Source organism: Alkalihalobacillus sp. AL-G, assembly GCF_030643805.1.
GTDB lineage: Bacteria > Bacillota > Bacilli > Bacillales > Fictibacillaceae > Pseudalkalibacillus.
Genome location: NZ_CP094656.1, coordinates 1262220 through 1285714 on the forward strand (window position 1 = coordinate 1262220; position 23495 = coordinate 1285714).

Genomic DNA, 23495 nt, shown 5'->3' on the forward strand with positions numbered 1-23495 from the left:
GAGAAATGAGACTCCATGAAGGTGTGCCATCATGGAGTTTTGTTTAAATACTTTAATTGCGTGACAGGAACGAGAATTGGGCGAGATGACGTTTTACGTGGCAGGGGTAGTTATGACATGGCAATTTTAACAAAAACACGAAATCGTACAAGCTCGTGACGATAAACAATGGGAAACGTGAAAGAGAGTTCTTTTATTGCCATGGCTCTTAAATTTTGTGTTGTATTTTTCCTAGAGACGGTTGTATAATACTCGCTATTCGTTAAAAAAGCGTTACGAAAATTACAATTTATGTAACGGGAGGGTGAGAAATTGAACGTTGTCGGGTATATACGAGTCTCGACTCAAGGCAAGCTAGAGATGGATACAGTTTGAAATATCAAGAAGATGAAATTAAAGCATATTGTGAAGAACATGGCTTTAACTGATACATATTTTTAGAGATGAAGGAATCAGTGGTGCAAAATTGAATGAAGAAGCATTGGAAATAGACAGGGTGGGCTTACAAGAGATGTTGGCTCACCTTTCGTCTGTCCAAGTAGACTATGTGGTGGTACTGAACACAAGTCGATTATGGCGGTCGGATATTGTAAAAGTGCTGATTCAACGAGAGCTGAAGAAATACGGCTGTGATATTAAAAGCATTGAACAACCATCTTACAGTATCCACAAAAAAGACCCAAACGACTTTTGGGTGAATGGCTTAATGGAGTTATTAGACCAATATCAAAGGCTTGAAATTGCCCTCAAAGTAACGAAGGGGAGAAACAAGAAAGCGAAGGAAGGTGGTTATGCAGGAGGAAGGGCAACATTTGGCTACATGAAACAAAAGGGTGAAAAGGAACTAAAGATACATAACAATCATGCAGAAGTAGTTAAACGGTTGTTTGAGCTTAAACAGTTACATAGAAAATGGTCACTGTCTAGGTTGGCAGAAGCATTAAATGAGGAAGGACATAAAACAACACAAGGTAAAGCATTTACGAAAGTACAAGTGAAACGCATTTTAGACCGAGAAAGCTTTTATCAAGGAATTTATACATACGGACAAATACAGGCAAATGGAAAACATGAAGCAATAATTTAAGAGGTTACTTAAAAAAGGGACTCATTTTCTTATAAGTTCTTCTGTAAGGTTGAAAATGGATAGGCTTTCGTACCATGCGCACCGAAGGTGAACGCTCGAACTAAGGTTGCCGGCATTTTCATTTTAATTGAATAGGGGATGAGAAAATGCATGAAAAACAGAAATACTTGTATGTTGGAGTGGACTTGCATAAACAGCACCATGTGGCAGTGATTATTAATTGTTGGCAAGAGAAGTTAGGGGAAATAAAGTTTGAAAATAAACCGTCTGTCTTCTCAACTTTTTTATTGGATATTGAGAAACTGATGAAAGATGGGTTGACCCCTGTATTTGGTTTAGAAGATGTAGGGGGTTACGGTCGAGCATTGGCAAAGTATTTAGCGGATCACGGACAGGTTGTCAAAGAAGTGAATCCTGCTTTGTCTTACGCAGAACGAAAAAGCTATATGACGACCCAAAAAAGTGACAGCTGGGATGCAGAATGTGTAGCACGAATATTACTGAACAAACTTGACCGGTTGCCAGATGCGAAACCACATGATTTATTTTGGTCAATCCAACAATTGGTTTCAAGGAGAAACGCACTGGTAAAAGTTCAAGGCGCTTTAAAGAACCAACTGCATATTCAATTAAGCCACCATTATCCAAGCTATAAGAAGTTTTTCTCAGAGGTGGATGGAAAAACAGCTTTGCCGTTTTGGGAACGATACCCTTCTCCCTCTGGTTTAGAAGGTGTTGGATTAAAACAATTGACCACTTTTTTATTAAAAGTTAGTAATAATACTTGTTCAGTGAAAAAAGTAAATGAGGTTTTGCACCACGTAAAAGAGGATGGACATACATTGAAAGAACATCAAGATGCACGAGACTTTCTAGTAAGAAGCATTGTCCGAGACATTTCGTTTAAAAAGCAGGAAATGAGTTATGTGGAACGAGAATTAAAAGAGTTAATGAGATTACTAGACTTTCAACTAGACTCCATGCCAGGCATTGACCTCGTAACAGCATCTGCCTTAATTGCCGAGATTGGGGATGTAAGACGTTTTCCGAATGCCAACAAATTAGCACGATTTGCGGGGATTGCGCCGGTTTACTTTGGTTCCGGTGGTAAAGGCAAGGAACAAAAAAGCAAACAAGGCAATCGGGCGCTACACGCCTTATTTTACAACTTGGCAGTGCAACAAGTGCAAGTAGCAAAAGGAAGTAAACTGCCACGAAACCCGGTGTTTCATGCTTACTACCAAAAGAAACTAAAAGAAGGTAAAACAAAGGGACAAGCATTGGTTTGTATAATGAGAAGGCTTGTGAACATTGTTTATGGCATGATGAAGCATAAAACAGCCTATAAATTACCGATAATGCACGAGAAAGAAGTAGTTTAATAGGGTGGTAAAATGGCTGACTTTTTTATTTATAGCTTTTAAGATTACAACATAGGGTACGGTAAATGATGTACTTAAGGGGACAAACCAGAAAGGTGAAATCACTAATCGTGGTTCATTTAGAAAAAACACTGTTCAGGATGCTTGGGATAATGCAGAGCCCGGACCTAATGGCGGAAAACTTTGTCCAACTTGTAAAAAGGAAGTTAAAGTAGAACCTTTCTCAGGTGAAAAAAGAGATTGGCACATAGATCATACTCCTGCATGGACAAGTAGGGAATTTCCTGCTAACGTTACACGAAAAGATGTTTTAGATAACTATCAACAAGGGACACGACTTGAATGTCCTAATTGTAATATACGTGGAGGAAATAGGAGGGGTTAAAAATTAATGGATAATTATATCGGTTTTTCAGAAAGTCATCTAGGTGAAATTGAATATGGATGGAATAAAGACTCTGAAGACAATATACTTCCTTTCCAAATTGTAAAGTATAAAAGGGGACCGTTTTCTGGAACTGTAACTTATTCAACTTTAGGTTTAAGCAAACAGAAACTAGTTTCTCCCACTTCAAAGAAAGAAATTAGACAGGAGTTAATATTTGTTTCGTACTCTAATTTTGGAGATAAGAATATTCCTGGAATTCTACAACAAGTAGGATTACAAGCAATAAATAATAAAGTTGCTTATTTAAGGGGAGATGTAATAGGTCCATATGGAAAGATGTTTGAACAATCTAGCTTAGAAGCGTTATATTCATCAATCCCTGTATATTTCCCTGAAACTTTCCAGACTTTTAAAGTAGATGGTGATTTACCAATCATTCAAACATGGTTATTTCCAATTACATTCGATGAAGCAAAATTTATTAAAGAAAATGGGTGGGATGAATTTGAAAATAGACTAGTGGAAATTGATCCTGACCTAGTTGATTTTAAACGTTAAAGTATTATTCGATAAGTATGAAAAACCTTGATTGGCTGTAGCCTTTCAAGGTTTTTCATTGGCGAAAATAACGAAATAGAACCTTCATTTTGAATCAAAAACTCATGACGGTATGCAGAATTACGAGATTGGTTGCAGTGACATTTAAATATAACGACCGTCAAGGCGTCCCAAAGTTTTTCTGGTGTCGTTTCTATGTACGTTACATAAATGAATCAATGGTTAGTCATCGTTCTCCTCCTCTAAACGATTTTTAAGTTCTTGCAATGCTTGGACCCGGTGTTTTTCATATTTCCCAATCCATCGATCGTAGATTTCTCCGATTGGGGCGACATTCAGGTAATGCAGTTTGTTTCGTCCTTGCCATTCAACGACGATTAAATTCGCTTCTTCCAATATGACCAGGTGTTTGGTCACCGATTGACGAGTCATTTCAAGATGGCTGCACAATTCGTTTAATGTTTGGCCATTTTTCTTGAAAAGTTGATCAAGGAGTTTTCTTCTGTTTGAGTCAGCAAGGGCTTTAAAAATCTTATCAACCTGTTATGACCTCCTTCATAGGTTTGAACCGTTATTGTCACCAACAATCGAACATCTATCACTGTCACAATTATATGCAACCTTTTAACTGCATGTTAAATTTGGATCTCATGAACGGCTTGATAAGAACCCCCAAATAATCATATTTTGGCGACTTCAAATACGTTTTTCAAAGATAATAGACTAGTGTTGATTTGGTAGTATAAAGGGATTTGCAGAACTTTGTCGAATCTTTTAACAAACCTTTCGAATGTTTTTGGTGAATCCTTGGGAGTACGGATTGATTCGATGCATCCCATAGTGTATGCTCACCTCAAAATGGTAATAAAGTTGATATGGAAAGGGAGATTTCATGAAAAACCATGGCTCGATCTTAGTTGTTGCATATAGGGAAAGTACACTTAAGCCAATGGTTGAGCAATTGAATGACATAGGATTGAACGATTACTTCGATATTGAAGCTCGGACTATTGATGAAATCTATCATTCTACGGTCAAAAAATGTTCGCTCGTTTTGATTTCAAGTGATATCGTCTACAAAATGATCAAGCCTTACTTACATGAACAAATACCTTATATCATTGCGAAAAGGACGATTAATTATTCGAAAATCCGGCAGATTCTTGAAGTTCCAAAAGGGATGAAAGTGTTACTTGTAAGTGACTTGAAAAATTCTGCTGAGGAAACGGTTAAGTTGTTAGAAGAGACAGGGATTCATTTGCAATTACAGCCTTATTATCCCGGAGCAACCGCCTCCAAAGAGATTACAGTAGCGGTCACTCCTGGTGAAACTCAATTTGTTCCGCAACAGATAAAAAAAGTGATCAATATTGGATCCCGGTTGATCGATATCTCTACAATCATCGAAATCTTTTATCGGTTTAAGATCATGACGTTTTCATTTAATCATTTGACTGCACGATATATGCAGTCTCTTGTTCAGATTACAGATGAGTTAAGTGACGAAATTTTCAATTCTAAGTTACTGCAGACGAGCTTGGAATCGATTGTCCATAATATTGATGATGGGGTTTTGTTATTTTCACAAGAGGAAATCATCCGTGCAGTGAACAATAAAGCTATTGAACTGCTTCATCTGAACAAGGATTCCATTCAAGGGAACAGGTTGGACAATCTATTGAATGATTCTTTATTGACGATGTTCAGGGGATTGGAGGTGGACATCGATCACTTTAAAGAGATTGACGGGATTACGTTTTACATGCGTAAAAGGAATATTGTCGTTGATAAACAGTATTTCGGTTCGTTGATCGTTTTCCGAAAGGTGGATGAAATCCAGAAGATCGAGCATGACTTTCGGCATAAAGCAAAAAATAAAAACTTCATGGCTAAATATACGTTTGAAGATGTAAAAACGAAAAGTCCGCAAATCCAGGAGACGGTGAAGATTGCCGGTCGCTTGGCTGCAAGTGATTCTACGATCTTGATTCTTGGGGAAACAGGTACAGGTAAAGAGGTGCTTGCGCAGGCGATACATAATGCTTCACCTCGAAAAAATCAGCCTTTTGTCGGCGTCAACTTTGCTGCTATATCAGAAACTCTGCTCGAAAGTGAATTATTCGGTTATGAAAGCGGGGCATTTACCGGAGCACGAAAAGGCGGGCATGTCGGCTTGTTTGAGCAGGCGCACAAAGGGACCCTATTTCTGGATGAGATCGGGGATGCATCACCAGCGATTCAAAACAGGCTACTTCGGGTGCTGCAAGAGAAACAAATTATGAGGGTCGGGGGTGACCGAATCATTCCGTTAGATGTCCGAGTTATTGCCGCAACGAATAAAAACTTGAAAAAACTGATTCAAGAAGGCCAGTTTCGCGAGGATTTATTCTATCGATTGAATGTACTTCCGCTTAAATTGACACCTTTACGAGAGCGGGTCGAGGATATTCCGTTATTGTTGGACATTTTCGCTGAAGAATTCAATAAAAGGCTCAATCGTCCCCCTTACCAAATCTCTGAAGCAGCGCTTAAAGAAATTTTACTCTATGATTGGCCAGGAAACATTCGGGAATTGAGGAACGTGGCAGAATACCTTGCGAACATTTGCGATGATATGGTGTACAAAGAACAACTCCCCTGTTATTCATCTCAAACTCGAAGTATCGGTATGATAGCGGAAAGTAATTTACAGTTTGATGAAATCATCGAACAGTATAAGGAAAAAGGATTTCTAACGGAAGTAATGTCCATTCTACGTTATTTGCATAATGAAGGATCATCCGGACGACATTCGATGATCGAGTTTTTGGATCGTAGTGGTGTGCAGTTATCTGAACAGCAGCTTCGCTATCGCCAACAGCTGTTACGTCAATCCGAACTGATTCACATAAAAAGAGGGCGGAATGGAAGTCAGATTACTTCCAAAGGATCAGAACTTCTCAAGTTTATTGATAATAATCATAGGGAAAAATCAAAAGCACTGAACCAAAACCCGACAGTCCCTCGCTAAACATTTATGTTATACGCCAAAAATAAGAGTTATACGAGAAAAATCGAAATAACACGAGAGACCAATAAAATTCATGTCATAGTATATGGGCTCACCCAAATTTGAAGTTATTCTTCGTTTTGGGCGAGCCCTTTCTGTTCGCTCATTCTTCAAAATCCAGGTTCCCCAATTCATAAATGGCTCTTGCGTAAATAGCTGTTGCTTTCAACAGGTCTTCAATCTCGATATATTCATCGATTTGGTGGGCAGACATTTCTTTTCCAGGGAATACTGCGCCGAAAGCAACACCGTTTTTCATGAAACGGGCGTAGGTTGCGCCGCCTGTGGATAGTAAGGTTGGTTCTTCGGATGTTTCTTCATGATAGACTTTTTGCAGCACTTGGATCATCGGATGTTTTTTATCAACGTGATGCGGTTTTTTCTCGCGGATTTCATCAATCGAAAACCCGAAATGTGCTGTCTTTTCACCAAGGATCTCAACGGTACGTAGGTATGGCGTTGTGACAGGACAGCGAATGTTCAGTTGGACCTTTACGCGCTCACCCATTTCAAAATGGAAAATACCGGCGTTCACCGTCAATGGCCCTGTAACTTCATCGGAATGGCTGATTTCTAGACGACTTCCTACATAATCGTCATACAAGTATTGGTCGATGAATTGTAAATATTGATTAGCTTCTTTCTGGAATGAATATGACGATAGGAAATGGGCCAAGTTTAAACCGGCATTGATTCCATTTTGCGGCTCCATTCCATGTACCGATTTTCCGTAAAGGGTTAATGTGATCCCTTCATTGGTTATTGAGGAATTGCAGGAAAGCTTGTGATCTGAGCAATATGATTTGAATTCTTGGGATATCGATGCGATGTCACCGATAATCGTCGCCTTTGCAATTTCAGGAACCATGTTGCCTTTCGTTCCGGCAGTGAACGAGAGCAGCTCATACGAATGATCCCGATTTCCCGGATCGTCTGTAATCGTAGCATTTTCCATACTAAGGAATACATTAATTTGTCCTTTTTCCGCATGGATGATCGGGAAAACAGCATCCGGTGCGAAACCTGCAACAGGCATCTTTTCGACCTGTTCATACTTTTTCATACAGCTCATACCGCTTTCCTCGTCTGTTCCAAATATAAGCCTTACATTCGTTTTAAGAGGAAGATTCAAGTCTTTGATCAATTTTAGCGCGTAAAAAGCGGCCATTGTCGGTCCTTTATCATCTATTGCGCCTCTTGCGTACAGCTTCCCATCTCGAATCGTTGGCTCAAAGGGAGGGGAGGTCCATTCCCCGGTTGCCGGGACAACATCTATGTGACATAGAACACCAATATAGTTGTCGCTATTCGACGTCTTATGCTCTGCATAGCCTGCGTATCCTTCGATATTTTTCGTCATGAACCCTTCCTTCGAGCAACGTTCCAGCATGAATTCAAGCGCATCGGAAATCGTTGTCCCCATCGGTTTCCCTGGCTCGCTGGTCGTTAGGTCTTTTATACTTTCAAATTCAAGTAGTCGAACCAAATCCTTAATCAAATCATCTTTTCTTGCTTCGACCTCTTTATACCAATCCATCATTCCCACCCCTTGTCCATTTTGCTTATAGATAAAGATAATGCAAGTTACATGCCAGTCTGACAACTACAATGAATAAGTCAATCTTCTAAATAGTTTGGTCTTAATTGGGCGAAAGAATTAAACCCATATTTAAATTAATGGTTAAAATGGTTAACCCAATTATCTGCGCTTTTCATTTCTATAAAAAGGGATGGATAGTTCAATATTCCCTTTTTTCCAGTGGTTTAGCCCGTTAAATAAAAGTTGGCACAATATTTGCACAATAATGGGTGAATCCAAAAATGAGGAGGAAAACAATGAAAAGAAGATTGTTCACAAAAATTCTATGTTTTATGGTCGTCTTAAGCGTATTTTTGACCGGTTGTAATTTTACTGGTAGTTCAACTGATTCAACGGACGAGAATACGGATGGGGAAAGTACAGAGACAGGTACAAGTGACAACGTTCTAAACCTAAGCATTGAGAATGATATCCCTGATTTGAACCAAGTGACAACAACGGACTCCATCTCATTTTCTATTTTGAATAACGTCATGGAAGGGCTCTACCGTTTAGATGAAAATAATGAGCCGCAGCCGGCTATGGCGAAAGAGGTAGAGGTTACGGATGATAAATTGACGTATACGTTCACTTTACGTGACGATATCAAATGGAGTAATGGCGAACCGATAACGGCGAATGACTTCAAGTACTCGTGGATGCGCGCGATGCACCCGGACACAGCAGGTTCGTATTCCTTCATTTTGGCGGATTACATTAAAGGCGCAAAACCGTTTTCAGAAGGGAAAGGTAATGCTGATTCTGTAGGCATTGAAGTGAAAGATGACAAAACGTTAGTCGTTCACCTTGAAAAACCGACGCCTTATTTCTTAGGTTTGACAGCTTTTGTTACGTATTTCCCGCTTAATAAAGAGTTTGTCGAAAGCCAAGGAGGCGAATTCGGACTTTCTGGTGATGCAATTCTCTACAATGGCCCATATGTCATCACAGACTTTGGACAAGCTGAGGGTGTTGTATTAGAAAAGAATGATCAGTATTGGGATAAAGAAAACGTACAGATCGAGAAAATCGATTTAAAAGTAGTTAAAGAATTAAGTACGGCTTTGAATTTATATGAAGCTGGAGAACTTGACCGTGTCAAATTATCCTCCGCAAATGTAGACGCCTACAAAGACAGTCCTGAGTTCGGAACGCAAACGAATTTCCGTTCCTACTATGTCCAATTTAACTTAGGCGATGAAACGATTGCGAATGACAATATTCGAAAAGCGCTTCAGCTGGCCTACGATCCTAAGATTTTAGAGGAAGTCATTCTTAACAACGGATCCGAGGCTGCCTACGGATTGATTCCGCCGAAAATGACAGGTCCAAAAGGGCAGTCATTCAGGGAAGCGCAAGGTCCGGTAATCGAACCAGATGTAGAAAAAGCAAAAGAATTATGGGCAAAAGGTGTAGATGAACTCGGGTTTGAGCCGGAATTGGAATTATTGACAGCAGATGACAGTGTATCCAAAGATTCTGGTACATTCCTGCAAAGTCAATATAAGAAAAATCTCGGTATTGATATTTCACTTGTAACAAAACCTTACAGCGGACGCCTTCAAGCAATGAGGGATGACGATTTTCAAATGGTCGTTTCCGCATGGGGAGCGGACTATAACGATCCGATGACGTATATGGATCTATGGGCTGCACCTCCAAGCGCATTCCGTGGAAACTATTCCGATGAGAATTATGATGATCTCGTTTTAAGTGCAAAAGATGAACCAGATGATGTAAAGCGCATGAATCAGCTGCTTGAAGCGGAGAAGATTTTACTGAAGGAAGATGCTGTGCTTGCGCCATTGTACTATCAAGGTGCTGCCTATTTGCAGAAAACCTATGTCAAAAACTTAGTCTTCCATCCATATGGTGCTTCTTGGGATTATAAGTACGCCAAAATTGAAAAATAAGCGAATGACTGATGTTGAGGAGAGCAGGACTGTTCCTGGACTCTCCTCTTCAATTTAAGGATAACGTCTGTTGGTTTGTTGTAATGTCTAGCTGCAGCGCCAAGGTGCTCGAGGTCGCTTCGATTCTTCCACAAATACAAAAAGCGTGTTGTGTTCCAGAATCTCCAGCGCTTTTCGCACCTGAGCAAGGCGCTTCCGCTTTTCTATAATGTCTAGCTGCAGCGCCAAGGTGCTCGAGGTCGCTTCGATTCTTCCACAAACACAAAAAGCGTGTTGTGTTCCAGAATCTCCAGCGCTTTTCGCACCTGAGCAAGGCGCTTCCGCTTTTGAAACTTTTCGGCAGGAGGTGGATGTGATGAAGAAATACATTTTTATCAGGTTAGTGAATATTGTGTTGACACTGTTGATTATCGCTACGGCAACCTTTTTCTTAATGAAAGAACTTCCAGGCTCTCCTTTTAATGAGGAAAAATTAGCCGACTTGCCAGAAGAAACTAGAATGCAAATCTATTCTAAATATGGACTGGACAAACCGGTTGCGACGCAATATTTTATTTATTTAGGAAAATTGGCTCAAGGCGATCTTGGCGAGTCCTACTATTTCAAAGGGCAATCTGTCAATAGCATCATATCCGAACGAATCGGCCCGTCAGCACTACTAGGCATACAGGCAGTTTTACTCGGTTTGACATTTGGGCTCATTTTAGGAGTGGTAGCAGCTTTTAAACATAATACGGTTTGGGACTACTCAACGATGTTTTTCGCAGTTCTTGGGGTCTCTATACCGAACTTTGTCTTTGCTGCATTACTCCAATACTTTGTTGGTTTAAAATGGGGAGTTCTACCCGTCGCTTTCTGGGAAAGTTATGAAAGTACGATCATGCCGACGATCTCTCTTTCATTGATAGTGATTTCCTTGATTGCTAGATTTACGAGAAACGAAATGCTGGAAGTCCTTCAGCAGGATTATATGATGACGGCGAAAGCGAAGGGACTTAGTACAGCTTCGATTATATTTAAACATGCGATGCGAAATGCACTCATTCCAATCGTGACCCTTTTAGGGCCGATTACAGTCAGCCTTCTGACAGGTTCTCTGGTAATCGAGAATATCTTCGGTGTACCAGGAATCGGCAGTTTGTTCGTCGATTCTATCAAAGTGAATGATTATTCTACAATCATGGGGATTACGCTTTTTTATAGTGGATTCTTCGTCATTACAATGCTCGTCATTGATCTATTTTATGGGCTGATCGATCCAAGAATTCGAATAACAGGGGTAAAGGAGTGAGGGAAATGAGAAAAGCGGAAGAAATATCAAACATCGACTCATTCGAGCCTGCACAACTGTCACCGGACGAAAATGAAAAGATAGCCGGACCCGCCCTTACTTCTCTTCAACACAGCTGGCGGCAGCTTTGTCGAAATAAGGGTGCTATCCTTAGCTTAATTGCAATATCAGTGCTTGTATTCTTAGCGATCGTGGGGCCTTATATGAACGACTATACGTATTTTGAGACAGATTACAGCGCTTCATATCAAGGTTCGAGTCCGGAACATTGGTTAGGAACGGATAAATTCGGCAGAGACCAGTGGACAAGAATTTGGCAAGGGACACGTGTTTCATTATATATTGCAGTGTTGGCAGCGGTTTTGGATCTTATCATCGGCGTGGTGTACGGTGCCATTTCAGCGTATGCTGGCGGTAAAGTGGATAATGTCATGCAACGGATCATCGAGATTCTCGTCGGGATTCCGAACCTCATCATTGTCATCATGCTGATTATGTTGATGAAACCAGGGATTTTTACGATTACGGTCGCGATGGTCATTACAGGGTGGGTCAACATGGCTCGCTTAGTCCGGGCGCAAATCTTTAAATTAAAAGAACAAGAATATGTACTCGCAGCACGAACATTAGGCACCAGTAACTTTCGGTTAATCGCGAAACACATGATTCCGAATACAATAGGGCTTATTATCATCAATATTATGTTTACGATTCCTTCCGCTATCTTTACAGAAGCCTTTTTAAGCTTTATTGGCTTAGGTTTGCAGGAACCTCAGGCATCTTTAGGCGTATTGATAAATGACGGATACCAATCGATACGCAATCAGTACCATCTATTACTCTATCCTGCAATTGTCATCATAACGTTAATGGTAAGCTTCAACCTATTGGCTGACGGTTTAAGGGATGCACTCGATCCTAAAATGAGGAGATAGGATATCCGATATAATAATGGGATATCTAAAAACTAGAAATATAGGAGTGGAGAATTATGAATAAAGCAGTGCAAGTTTTTCGTGGTGAACTTTTAGAAAGTACACACGACGCACACGTTGCGGTTGTTAATAGTAGAGGAGAGCTTTTGTATTCATACGGAGATCCAGACCGCCTGACATTTGCACGTTCATCAATGAAACCTTTTCAGGCAGTACCTTTGATAGAAACCGGAGCTGCAGAAGCGTTTAAATATGAACCAGCAGATATTTCCCTCAGTTGTGCTTCGCATAGCGGAGAGGATTTTCATAGATCAAGAGTTTTAACGATATTAAATCGAATCGGACAAAAGGAAGAAGCTTTGCAATGTGGTACACACATTCCAAGAGATATTGAAAGCTACAATGCTCTGATTCGAGAAGGAATGGAACTTACACCAGTATTCAGTAATTGCTCTGGAAAACATTCTGGTATGCTGGCAACTGCTGTAAAAATGGATGAAGAGGTTGCTACTTACCGAGAAATCGAGCACCCTGTACAACAACGTATTTTGGAAGTGATTTCTGACGTTTGTGATTATCCAAAAGAAAAGATTGGAATCAGTGTAGATGGTTGTGGTGTTCCGGTCCATCGATTACCGCTTAGTAAGGTTGCTTTTGGCTTTGCACGGTTAGCCACACCAGAAGTCGTACTATATCAAGCCCGTTCTCAAGCTCTTCAGACGATACGTAATTCGATGTTGTCTCATCCTGAAATGGTTGGTGGGACAGATCGATTTGATTCAGATTTGATGAGGGTCTTTAACGGGCGACTTGTTGCAAAAGCAGGTGCTGAAGCCGTCCAATGTATTGGTGATGTTGAAACAGGAATCGGAATCGCCATAAAAATTGAAGATGGGAATGGTCGATCGGTAAGCGCTGTTGCTATGGAAGTATTAAAGCAGCTGGGAATAGGTAATGAAGTATTGTATCGCCAGATTGATGATTATGTTCAACCACCCGTCCTGAATATGAGAAAGGATAAAATCGGTGTCATCAAAGCAAACTTTGAACTGAAACAACCTGTTGTATAGGTTCCGTATTCACAGATCTTGTTCGCTTTCCTCCCCTTTTTCTAAGGGATGAAAAATTTTATCTAGCAAGATGGTTGTAAGTACAGAAAGAGCAATAGTAAATACAGGTTTCTTCTGTATAGACTTACTAAATAGGAACATTAAAAAATAAATAAGTACTGACCATCCGATATTCCACCTACCCTTATATGAAATTGCTTTGAATGTTAAAGCAATGACTTCAATCAAAGAAGAAAACGACACCCACTTGATGATATAAATCGTCTGTTTAAAAAGGGTTTTGGGGTATGTTGATAAATATGAAAAAATTAATAGTGGTGTAACTAAAAAGAGGTGGAGTACTCGTAACGTTTTTGTCTTAAAATAGGACGATTTAAAATCCCACGGTAACTTTTGAATTCTAAGAAAATAAAACAGCAGATTGAAGGACATGACATAACACACGCTTGAATAAAGAGTTTTATATTGCTTCCAAGTTTCTTTTTTTATGTTTTGAAATAGTAACCATAATAAAACAGTAACATGCATTGTGTAGTGACACCTCGAATATCTTTATAGCTATAGAAGGTTGACTCCCAGCCTTCTATAGTATGAAACCTAATCAAAATTTTTATAAAACTTTCTTAGTTATTAATTGTAAAGGACAACAATCCATCTGGTTTTTCTTAATGATTTGGGGTTGCAAACTTTTTATTGTAATTAACTATATTTTTGATTCAGATTCAGTTGGAAGGCAGTTTCCGCAACCGCGAAACAGGAGGATTTGGTCTTGGGTTAACGATTGTTGCAGAGATTATAAAGGTATTAGAAGGCAAAGTAGGATTTTGTACAGAAGATCATTTTCATACGTTTTCTGTTTCAATTCCAGCACCTAACAAAAAGTAATTTATGCTATTCGATGATACCTCAATAGAATACATTCTGGAAAAATTCCTGATTATGCGATATCTGCAAGTGACGAATTACATACCACTATTTTGTATTATAAGAGCCTCGGTTAATTTCGTAATATAACCATTTTCAACAAACAGTGCCGAATTAAATAATGAGAATTCAATATATTTTGGGACCAGCCAGGTTAATTTGAAAAAACATGGCGTTGGCACATTAACCTTCAACGATGGCTGAAATGAAAATAATTCAAGTGAGCTTGTCATTAAGGCAGACAGCAGGCGTTCAAAGGTGCTTATCTATTCGGGCACTCCTATTTAGGAAGTAATCGTAGCATACGGTCCGTTAGTGATGAATACAATGGAGAAAATCAAGAAGGCCATCGAGACTTTCATCTGGGTATATTGGTCTTACGGCAGTTCAATGGAAGATTGAGCACTTCACTTTATATATTTAAAAAAGAAACAACTTCCAGTTGGATAGATTATAAAAGGGGAGCTGTGCATGGATGTATTGGAAGCAATAAAGACAAGGCGAAGTATTGGGCTTGTGAGGGATGAAGCAGTTCCAGAAAGTGTAATAGAGCAAATTTTAGAAGCGGGAACCTGGGCTCCCTGCCACTACCGGACAGAGCCATGGCGATTTTTTATCCTGATAGGTGAAGGCAGAAAACAGCTGGGGAATGTTCTTGTTAAAATTGCTAAAATAAATGGTGAAACGGACCCTAAAAAGCTGGAGAAAATCCAGGAGAAGCCATTCCGGGCTCCAGTCGTTATCACAGTTGCCGTTGAGCCGAGCGATAATCCAAAAGTTATTGAAATCGAAGAATACGGTGCGGTATATGCGTGTATTCAAAATATGCTACTGGCTGCCCACAACCTTGGTCTGGCAGGATTTTGGCGGACAGGAAAACCGGCATATGATCCGTTGATGAAGGAATTTTTCGGCCTGTCTGCTAAAGGTGAAGTACTAGGCTTCCTTTACTTTGGCTATCCAAAAAAAGATTTGCCAGAAGGAAAACGCAAGTCATTCGAGTCAGTTACCGGATGGATAAAGTAACACCTGTTGTCTGGTTTCATACCGTATTCAGTTATAATGGAAAGGTGCTTAAGTGTACGCCTTGGTATGGATATGAGTTTCTGACCGTGTATATCCGGTCCCAATAAATCGATTATACCCGGTAAAAAAAGAGGAGCATACCAGGTATGTTCCTCACTTTTATTATTGAATCAATTATTGACTCTTGTAAAAAACTTGTCGTAGCGATGATGTTTTTCATCTTAAAATAATATTAAAATGCGGGCGTAACCCCTTGCGGTTAAATTGAAAATGTTGTATTATCTATAACTGTATACATTATCTAAATTTTCAAAAAATAAAATAGTAGAGGAGATTGGCTGGCAAATCAATGAACATATCGATTTTTCAGTAACCGAAATCAATTAGTGAAAGACGCAAGTTAATAAAATATAAAATAGGTGTGATGATCATTACGACTAAACAAATTAAATACCAAACACTTCAAGCTCAAGCATATGATTACATATACAATAAAATTGTGAGCGGAGAAATACCACCTGGACAAAAGGTTGTCGAACAGAAAATTGTTACAGAAACTGGAATCAGTCGAAGCCCGATTCGTGAAGCAATACGTCAACTGACCAGTGAGGGGTTAGTAACAGTCCATCCCCATGGAGGAGTACGAGTTTACCGTGCCACAAGCTCGGATTATAAGTATCTTTTTGAGTGCAGGTTGAGTTTAGAACCAACGGCTGCTTATTACGCTGCAATCAGAATCAATACTTCACAGCGGTTTGAGTTAGATCAATTGATGAAGGAAATGAATCAAGCGGCAAAAATGAAAGATATCCACAGCTTAAAGTTATTGAGTAATAGATTTCATAATATGATTTTAGAGACGAGCGGTAATCCATATTTAGTAAAAATGATGAAACAATTATACTCTTTAATCACATTTTATCGGAATGTGATACTGAACATGCCTCAGCGCATTGAAATGGGGGTAGTTGAACATCAGGAAATTTGGAAAGCAATACGGGATCGAGATGGAAAAACTGCTGAAAAACTTATGAAAGAGCATCTCAAGTCGGATTATAACCATTATATTTCTGAATATCAAAGTTCCGATTGAAACTAGCAAAACATTGATCATTAGCTGCTGCCCCATTTTAATTTCTCCATAAAGTGAACATACATCTTTTTGCAAGAATCCCCTTAGAGCTATGCATACCAGATTGTATACATTATCTGACAATTTAAATTCACATTAATGGATACTACTTAAATCGGTAACGATGGCCTTAACTTGTTTAGGCTGGATGTTTTAAAGGGGGGAATCTATCATTTATTAAAACTTGGCTCTGGAAAGTGCAACAGTTTGTCTGATGTCGTCAAGAGTGACACCAAGGCGTTAAAAATTTTAAAGAAAGTCGGAGGGATTTAAATTGAACTTAAACAAGTGGTTCAAAGGTTTAATTGTTCTATTTGTAATACTTTCAATTACTGCATGCTCTTCCAACACCCCAACGGATGGAAACTCATCTGATGAAAGTGGTGTCAGTGAAAGAACCTTTACATTTGCCACAACGAATGATGATTCTGGTATCGATGCAAAGATCAAAGAAAAGTTTGGTGAGCTTGTTTCTGAGAAAAGCAATGGAAAAATGACAGTCGATTTTTTTATGGGTGGGCAGCTAGGTGGTGAAAAAGAAGCGTTAGAGCAAATGAAACTCGGAGAATTAGATATGGGGTATAACATCGTACACGCCGACCTTTATTTTGAAGAATATAACATTGCCATGCTACCATATTTTTTCTCAGACTTTGAAAGTATCGAGCGTTTCATGGAAGGTCCTATCGGAGACAAAATCAAAGAAGCGACTAGAGAAGAAGGTGGAGTAGTCCAATTAGGGATTCATTCTAATGGCCCACGCTGGACAACTAGTAACCGAGCATTTTCAACTCCTGAGGAAATGGAAGGATTGAAAATCAGAATGCCAGAAATACCTTGGTGGGTTGAAGTATATAAATCTATGGGCGCTTTGCCAACCCCGATTGCTGCAACTGAAATTGTAACCGCTTTAAAGACAGGAACCGTTGACGCACAAGAAAACTTCCTATCAAATATTGCAGGAAGAAGGATGTGGGAATATCAAAAATACCTCATGCCTACTAAACATCTTGATGCTTTCCAGTATTGGTTGATGAGTGAAAAAACATGGGAGTCCTTAAATGAGGAAGAACAAAGAATCATAAAAGAATCAGTCAAGGAAACAACTGAATATGTAAAAACAATAGTGGAAGAAATGAATCAGAAGTTTGTAGAAACGAGTATTGAAAATGGACTAGAGCTTGTTGAAGTTGATCGTGAGGCATTTATAGAAGCGGCTAGAGAAGCAAACAAAAAAATCATTGAACGTGATTTAGCGCCAGGTGTATATGAAGCAGCAATAAAAGCGATCGAAAATAAATGACAATTTCAATTTCATTGTGAAAAATAAATGAAATACTATTATTGTTTTTATAGAAAACCGATTTGAAGGTTAGTGCGGGGAGAGGTCTCCCCGCATACTAAGAACTGAGGTGTGATGGTTGAAGCGTCTTTGGAAGCTGAGTACTACTATTCTTGAAACGTTTTCTACTGTTCTATTGATTTCCTTTTTTTTCTGCGTTCTTTTACAAGTGTTTTTTCGGTTTGTATTGGTAGCGCCACTTACCTGGACAGAGGAAGCTTCCCGCTTATTGAATATGTGGTCGGTTTTTATTGCGGCAGCATTAGCTATATCCCAAGCGGGTCACCTTCGGGTTGATCTGATTGACCGTTTTCTATCAAAAAGAGGGAAAAGAATTCTTGATGGGATCGTAGCACTTATCTCAATCCTTTCTATTGTTTGCCTGTTCATTGGAAGTGTGATTATGACTAAAATGTCATGGAGTGTCTCCCTAACAATGCTCCCGTTACCCCAAGGTATTTTTTATTTGGGATGTGCAATTTCTACAGCATTAATGATTATTTTTATTGCACTTTCTTTATTTAAAGCAAATAGAGAGGGGGAAAACGGTTGATTATTGTACTTATGCTCATCACATTGGTTATATTACTCATACTAGGTGTGCCTGCCTTTTTTTCCATGGCGTTCAGTACTCTCATATTTTTTTCTTTAGAACGAGGGATCATGAACATTCCATTCGAAATGATTGCACAAAAAAGCGTTTATGGATTAAATCATTTTGCCCTTTTAGCTGTTCCTCTCTTTTTACTTGTAGGCCGGGTGATGAATGAATCTGGTACAACAGAGAGATTATTTGATTTTGCGAAAGCGCTGGTTGGACATTTGAGGGGTGGTTTAGCACATGTGAACGTTGTGGCAAGTGTTATTTTTGCGGGAATGTCTGGGTCGGCGGTAGCTGATGCGGCTGGATTAGGTCAAATTGAAATCAGAGCTATGAGAAAAGCAAAATATGATCTTGATTTTTCATGTGCTGTGACAGCTGCTTCTTCGTTGATCGGTCCTATCATACCTCCAAGTGTACCGATTATATTGTATGCTATTTTAGCCGGAGTATCTGTTAATAGTTTACTAATTGCTGGTATTATTCCTGGTATCGTTTTGGCGTTATCATTAATGGTTTATATTGCTTATGTGGCAAGGAAGAGAAATTACCCAGTTGATGCAAAAGCATCACTTAAAAGAATTGGTATATCCTTTAAAAAAGCATTTCTTCCATTATTAGCTCCAGTTGGTCTGGTCGGTGGGATTGTTTCTGGTGTATTTACCGCAACAGAAGCAGGGGCAGTCGTAGCTTTATATGCGATATTGCTATCAGTTGTTGTATACCGGACGATTTCTTTGAAAAAGCTGTATAACATCTTTAAACATGTCATGTATGATAGTGGCATTGTCATGATCATTCTAGCCATAGCAAATGTGTATTCATATATCTTAACTAAAGAAAAATTACCAGTAACTATCGCAAACTTGATTTTAAGTATTTCGGACAGCTATTTGGCTGTCATGTTCATGATGATAGTATTCTTGCTGTTTATGGGTTGTTTTATGTCAGCACTTGTGACAATTACGATTGCAACTCCTGTTCTCGTCCCAATCGTCATTGAAGCAGGTGGCGATCCATTACATTTTGGGATCGTCATGCTATTAGCATTAATGGTCGGTGAACTTACGCCCCCATTTGGAATGGTTCTTTTTGCCATAATGAAAGTCAGTGGGATATCTTTTGATCGACTTGTTAAAGCTGTCTTTCCATTTCTAATCCCAGTCATCGCTGTCATTATATTGGCGGTAATTTTCCCTGAAATGGTAACATTTTTACCTAATTTAATAATGAGGAATTAAAATAGCTATTCGATTGTATGCAATGTTTTAATCTTCTGATGCATGGGGTGGAAATAATGAAAATTAATATAAATGAAGTGGTCACAAGAGACGGTTTGCAAATCGAAAAGAAAATACCATCAACTAAATTTAAGGTCAATTTGATTGATCAACTGATGGACGCAGGGGTAAAAAGGTTTGAACTTACATCGTTCGTCCATCCGAAATATGTACCGCAAATGGCAGATGCAGAAGATTTGTTTTCTGAAATTGATCGGAGAAGTGATGTGGTATTAAGCGCACTCGTTTTAAATGATAGAGGAGTTAAACGGGCAAAAAGAACGCCAGTTGATGAGTTGAATATCACCTTTTCATTAAGTGAAACACATAATCGTAAAAATGCGAATTCTACTGTATCTGAAAGTATCCAGCTTGTTCGGAATGTGTTGCAGGAAACCATTCCAGTAAATGTTTGTATCGGGACCGCGTTTGGTTGTCCATTTGAAGGATTGTATGAAACAGAGCAGCTTATTCCTGTTATAGAATCTGTAGTTGAATATAATCCGAATTCAATTTCATTAGGTGATACAACTGGCATGGCAAATCCAAGACAAGTTGAGGAAACGTGCTATTTGATTAGATCTAAATGGCCTGAAATCAAGTTAGGGCTTCATTTGCACAATTCAAGAGGAATGGGACTTGCCAACGTATTGGCAGGAATTCGTGCAGGAGTTCATGACTTTGATACAGCTTTGGGAGGTATCGGTGGATGTCCATTCGCCCCTGGAGCGACTGGGAACATTTGTACAGAGGATACTGTTCATATGCTTGAACAAATGGGTTATGAAACAGGTATTGTCGTTGATAAACTAATCCAAGCCGCAAAAGGGCTGGAGCAAGAATTAGGTAAATCATTGCCAGGCCAAATCATGAAATCAGGTAAAAGCACTGCAACACACCCTGCATAATCAGAATACAACCATATTTCATCGAGGGGGAAAAGTTTTGGAAACGATTCAAAATGGAGAACCATTAAAGGGAATAAGGGTCATTGAATTCGGGAATTTTATCGCAGGTCCTTTCCTTACTAGATTTCTTGGAGATTTTGGTGCTGAAGTCATCAAAGTTGAAATCCCTGAACAAGGGGATCCTATTCGTAAATGGGGCAATCAAGTAGAAAAGGATAAATCGGTATGGTGGGCGACCCAGGCACGAAATAAGAAGTGTGTGACTTTGAATTTAAAGACCGAACAAGGACAGTTACTTGCGAAAAAGCTATGTCGTACAGCCGATGTTGTAGTTGAGAATCTTCGGCCTGGAACACTTGAAAGGCTAAATTTAGGTTATCAGGATTTAAAAGAAATAAATAAAAAAATAATCATGGTCAGGATTTCTGGATTTGGCCAAACCGGACCTTATCGTGATAAAGCTGGATTTGGAAGTGTAGGAGAAGCAATGGGAGGCTTACGTTACGTTACTGGCTTTCCTGATTTACCGCCGCCTAGGATCGGAATAAGTATTGGTGATACACTTACATCATTGTTTGGAGCATTAGGAACGATGATGGCGTTATTCAGCCAACTTAGAAACAAGGATAGTGAGGGACAGGAAATTGATGTTGCTTTATATGAATCAGTCTTTGCAGTAATGGAAAATACCGTTGGAGAGTATTATAAATATGGAAGGATTAAAGAGCGGACTGGTTCAATCCTCCCAGGTGTAGCTCCTTCTAATTTATATGTTACAAAAGACGGAAAATGGGTCATTGTTGCCGCGAATTCGGATAACTTATTTAAACGACTTGCTGTTGCCATAGGAAAAGCGGAGTGGATGGATGACCCTAGATTCAACACCCATGAAGCGAGAGGTACAAACCAAACAGTACTTGATGACTTAATTTCTGAATGGGTGAAATCAAAAAATGCACAAGAAGTACTGACCATCATGGATGAAAATGGAGTTCCTGCAGGCCCAGTTTATAACATAGAAGATATTGCTAAAGATAAGCATTATCATGAGCGGGAAATGATACAGGAAATCGTTGATAAAGACATGGGATCCGTACATATGCCAGGGATCGTTCCTAAGATGAGCAAAACACCGGGAAGTATTAAATGGAGTGGACCGTCTATAGGTGAAAACAACCAAGAAGTCTACCAGCATCTTCTTGGTCTTTCAGAAGAAGAATATCAATCTTATAAAAAGAATGGGATCATATAGTTTGGAGAAGGAGTCAATTATGATTCTTAAGACTGCCGGGGAACACTCGGCAGTCTTTTTGTTATAAACTTTCATAATTCCTATTAGTGTACTTATCGGAAGAAAACCATATTTAAATAAAATCTTGTGAGCGTTAAAAGCAGGCTTTGAAGTCTTGGTAACGAAATAGACTTATCTAAAGGAGGCGATTTTTATGATGATGATTAAAATGGAACGTTTATATAGAGGGACTAGATTCAGGAATTAAATCTAAAGGAGTGTTGTTATTGAAACAAGCTTTACTGGTTATTGATGCACAACAACAATTGATTGATGGGAATCAAGAAGAGAATTATGTTTTTAAAAGGGAAGAACTGTTAGCAAATATCAATTTAGTGACCTATAAAGCATTGGAATCTGATTCGTTGGTCGTGTTTATTAGAGATCTTGATGTCGCTGAAGGCAAAGGGGAAGGATTTCAAGTCCACAACGAAATCAATGTTCCACCTAACGCGGAGATCTTTGATAAAGCTGCGACAAATTCGTTTTATGGAACGCCATTACTAGGCTTTTTGCAGGATGAGAAGGTTGGACATCTCGTGATAATGGGATGTAAAACAGAGCATTGTATCGATTCGGCGGTGAGAACGGCAACCGTCAATGGTTTTGATGTAACAATAGTCAGGGGCGGGCATTCAACGACCGATTCTTAAACCTTAACTGCTGAACAAATCATCGCTCATCATAACGAAATTCTCCATGGTCACTACAATGTGGATCATTTTTCTGTTGTCAGGAAAGCAGAGGAAGATCTGTTTCAACCAAATCACAATAATTATCGATGATATGGAGTGAACTGTATTAAAATGAACCTTGTTTAACAGATTTTATGACATAATGTAAAATCAGAAGGATCGGCTATTCATAAGCGATCCTTTTTCCGTTTTTGGTATGGTGAACACGCGTGTTTGCTCTATTGCTAAAGTCTGAACGCATTTTGATTCGATTTTCACATGTAGGGGAATCTAGAGACAAAAGGTATAAGGATGGACACCGACGGTACTTAGGTACCCATGAATACTCGCAGCAAACATTCGAATACTTATTACAGATATTATGAGTTTACCTCTTTACCTCTCATTACTGCATACTTGTACATTAGAGATATGGTCAAACTTTTTATAACTACGACTGCAATTATGTGAAAAGGACGTGAACCGATGAAGGAACTAGTGAACTATTGTTTAGGATTACTCGCCTGCATCTTTTCCTTTTTAGGCGGAATCACTTTCATTCTTTCAGATATTACAATAACGATTCTTTTATTATTGGTCAGTTTGATCTTGATGCTTTTCTTGTTTAAGCGTTTTGCTTGAATGCTTCCTAAAAAACTACTTGCAGAAAAGTAAAAAAATATTGACAACGGGCATGTTTATCGATTATTGTTAGTAACATCAATAAAAAAGTGAATAGTATTTTCTTCTTATCTAGAGAGGTGGAGGGACTGGCCCTTTGATACCTCGGCAGCGGGTTTTATGTGACCACATAAAACACTGTGCCAATTCCAGCAAATGCGTCAAGCATTTGGGAGATAAGAAGAGACGGTTTCCTACATAAAGTGAGCCCCTCTTCTTGTTTTTCAAGAAGAGGGGCTTTTTTGATTATGTTGTGTCCCGCAAATCATTTTTATAGGACACATTCTCCTAAAAACTAGGAGGTTGTGTCCCGCAAATCATTTTTATAGGACACATTCTCCTAAAAACTAGGAGGTTGTGTCCCGCAAATCATTTTTATAGGAT

General features: G+C 39.1%; 19 protein-coding genes, 2 pseudogenes and 1 riboswitch. Of the genes and pseudogenes, 18 read left to right on the plus strand and 3 right to left on the minus strand.

The features are described 5' to 3' along the window. Positions 1-312 precede the first annotated feature (312 nt). The 4 genes and pseudogenes from MOJ78_RS06480 (at position 313) to MOJ78_RS06490 (ending at position 3415) form a co-directional block, all read left to right on the plus strand. A pseudogene (locus MOJ78_RS06480) lies at positions 313-1087 on the plus strand (recombinase family protein). Between the two features lie 146 nt (positions 1088-1233). Beyond that, complete coding sequence (locus MOJ78_RS06485) at positions 1234-2469, plus strand: IS110 family RNA-guided transposase (protein WP_304980380.1); 1236 nt, start codon at positions 1234-1236, stop codon at positions 2467-2469. Positions 2470-2569: 100 nt separating this feature from the next. Beyond that, positions 2570-2854, plus strand: a complete 285-nt coding sequence (locus tag MOJ78_RS20890; protein WP_370529808.1) for a GH-E family nuclease — start codon at positions 2570-2572, stop codon at positions 2852-2854. Between the two features lie 6 nt (positions 2855-2860). After that, complete coding sequence (locus MOJ78_RS06490) at positions 2861-3415, plus strand: suppressor of fused domain protein (protein WP_304980381.1); 555 nt, start codon at positions 2861-2863, stop codon at positions 3413-3415. A gap of 222 nt (positions 3416-3637) precedes the next feature. Here the strand turns inward: MOJ78_RS06490 and MOJ78_RS06495 are convergent, their stop codons facing one another. Further along, entirely contained in the window at positions 3638-3946 is a 309-nt protein-coding gene (locus tag MOJ78_RS06495) for an ArsR/SmtB family transcription factor (RefSeq protein ID WP_304981195.1), read from the minus strand. Between the two features lie 361 nt (positions 3947-4307). On the opposite strand from MOJ78_RS06495, the gene MOJ78_RS06500 reads away from it, so the two are divergent. After that, positions 4308-6425, plus strand: a complete 2118-nt coding sequence (locus MOJ78_RS06500; protein WP_304980382.1) for a sigma-54 interaction domain-containing protein — start codon at positions 4308-4310, stop codon at positions 6423-6425. 142 nt (positions 6426-6567) lie between these two features. Here MOJ78_RS06500 and pepV read toward each other — a convergent pair whose 3' ends face one another. Further along, positions 6568-8001: a dipeptidase PepV gene (gene pepV / locus MOJ78_RS06505; protein ID WP_304980383.1), complete on the minus strand. Its 1434-nt coding sequence runs from the start codon at positions 7999-8001 to the stop codon at positions 6568-6570. Positions 8002-8300: 299 nt separating this feature from the next. Between pepV and MOJ78_RS06510 the strand changes: the two genes are divergently transcribed. The 4 genes from MOJ78_RS06510 (at position 8301) to MOJ78_RS06525 (ending at position 13252) form a co-directional block, all read left to right on the plus strand. Beyond that, on the plus strand, positions 8301-9956 hold the full coding sequence (locus tag MOJ78_RS06510) for a peptide ABC transporter substrate-binding protein (RefSeq protein WP_304980384.1): 1656 nt from the start codon (positions 8301-8303) through the stop codon (positions 9954-9956). 355 nt (positions 9957-10311) lie between these two features. Continuing rightward, the gene (locus MOJ78_RS06515) at positions 10312-11247 is read left to right on the plus strand and encodes an ABC transporter permease (protein ID WP_304980385.1); all 936 of its coding nucleotides are present in this window, start codon (positions 10312-10314) and stop codon (positions 11245-11247) included. 5 nt (positions 11248-11252) lie between these two features. Beyond that, on the plus strand, positions 11253-12182 hold the full coding sequence (locus tag MOJ78_RS06520; RefSeq protein ID WP_304980386.1) for an ABC transporter permease: 930 nt from the start codon (positions 11253-11255) through the stop codon (positions 12180-12182). Between the two features lie 56 nt (positions 12183-12238). Then, positions 12239-13252 (plus strand): asparaginase, encoded by a 1014-nt coding sequence (locus MOJ78_RS06525; protein ID WP_304980387.1) that lies wholly within the window; start codon positions 12239-12241, stop codon positions 13250-13252. 9 nt (positions 13253-13261) lie between these two features. Here the strand turns inward: MOJ78_RS06525 and MOJ78_RS20895 are convergent, their stop codons facing one another. Next, positions 13262-13780: a hypothetical protein gene (locus MOJ78_RS20895; RefSeq protein WP_370529775.1), complete on the minus strand. Its 519-nt coding sequence runs from the start codon at positions 13778-13780 to the stop codon at positions 13262-13264. A gap of 867 nt (positions 13781-14647) precedes the next feature. On the opposite strand from MOJ78_RS20895, the gene MOJ78_RS06535 reads away from it, so the two are divergent. The 9 genes and pseudogenes from MOJ78_RS06535 (at position 14648) to MOJ78_RS06575 (ending at position 23072) form a co-directional block, all read left to right on the plus strand. Next, entirely contained in the window at positions 14648-15202 is a 555-nt protein-coding gene (locus MOJ78_RS06535) for a nitroreductase family protein (RefSeq protein WP_304980388.1), read from the plus strand. Positions 15203-15626: 424 nt separating this feature from the next. Continuing rightward, entirely contained in the window at positions 15627-16295 is a 669-nt protein-coding gene (locus tag MOJ78_RS06540) for a GntR family transcriptional regulator (RefSeq protein ID WP_304980389.1), read from the plus strand. 313 nt (positions 16296-16608) lie between these two features. Further along, positions 16609-17637, plus strand: coding sequence for a TRAP transporter substrate-binding protein DctP (gene dctP / locus MOJ78_RS06545; protein WP_304980390.1), 1029 nt, complete (start codon positions 16609-16611; stop codon positions 17635-17637). Positions 17638-17755: 118 nt separating this feature from the next. Further along, positions 17756-18229 (plus strand): TRAP transporter small permease, encoded by a 474-nt coding sequence (locus tag MOJ78_RS06550; protein ID WP_304980391.1) that lies wholly within the window; start codon positions 17756-17758, stop codon positions 18227-18229. Further along, positions 18226-19518, plus strand: coding sequence for a TRAP transporter large permease (locus tag MOJ78_RS06555; protein ID WP_304980392.1), 1293 nt, complete (start codon positions 18226-18228; stop codon positions 19516-19518). The genes MOJ78_RS06550 and MOJ78_RS06555 overlap by 4 nt, the downstream gene beginning before the upstream one ends. 56 nt (positions 19519-19574) lie before the next feature. Beyond that, on the plus strand, positions 19575-20465 hold the full coding sequence (locus tag MOJ78_RS06560) for a hydroxymethylglutaryl-CoA lyase (RefSeq protein ID WP_304980393.1): 891 nt from the start codon (positions 19575-19577) through the stop codon (positions 20463-20465). Positions 20466-20502: 37 nt separating this feature from the next. Next, positions 20503-21717, plus strand: a complete 1215-nt coding sequence (locus tag MOJ78_RS06565; RefSeq protein WP_304980394.1) for a CaiB/BaiF CoA transferase family protein — start codon at positions 20503-20505, stop codon at positions 21715-21717. Positions 21718-21983: 266 nt separating this feature from the next. Beyond that, positions 21984-22541 (plus strand): annotated as a pseudogene (locus MOJ78_RS06570) (isochorismatase family protein). A gap of 375 nt (positions 22542-22916) precedes the next feature. Continuing rightward, positions 22917-23072, plus strand: coding sequence for a hypothetical protein (locus tag MOJ78_RS06575; protein ID WP_304980395.1), 156 nt, complete (start codon positions 22917-22919; stop codon positions 23070-23072). Positions 23073-23176: 104 nt separating this feature from the next. After that, positions 23177-23294: riboswitch (SAM riboswitch) on the plus strand. The last annotated feature ends 201 nt before the right edge of the window (positions 23295-23495 follow it).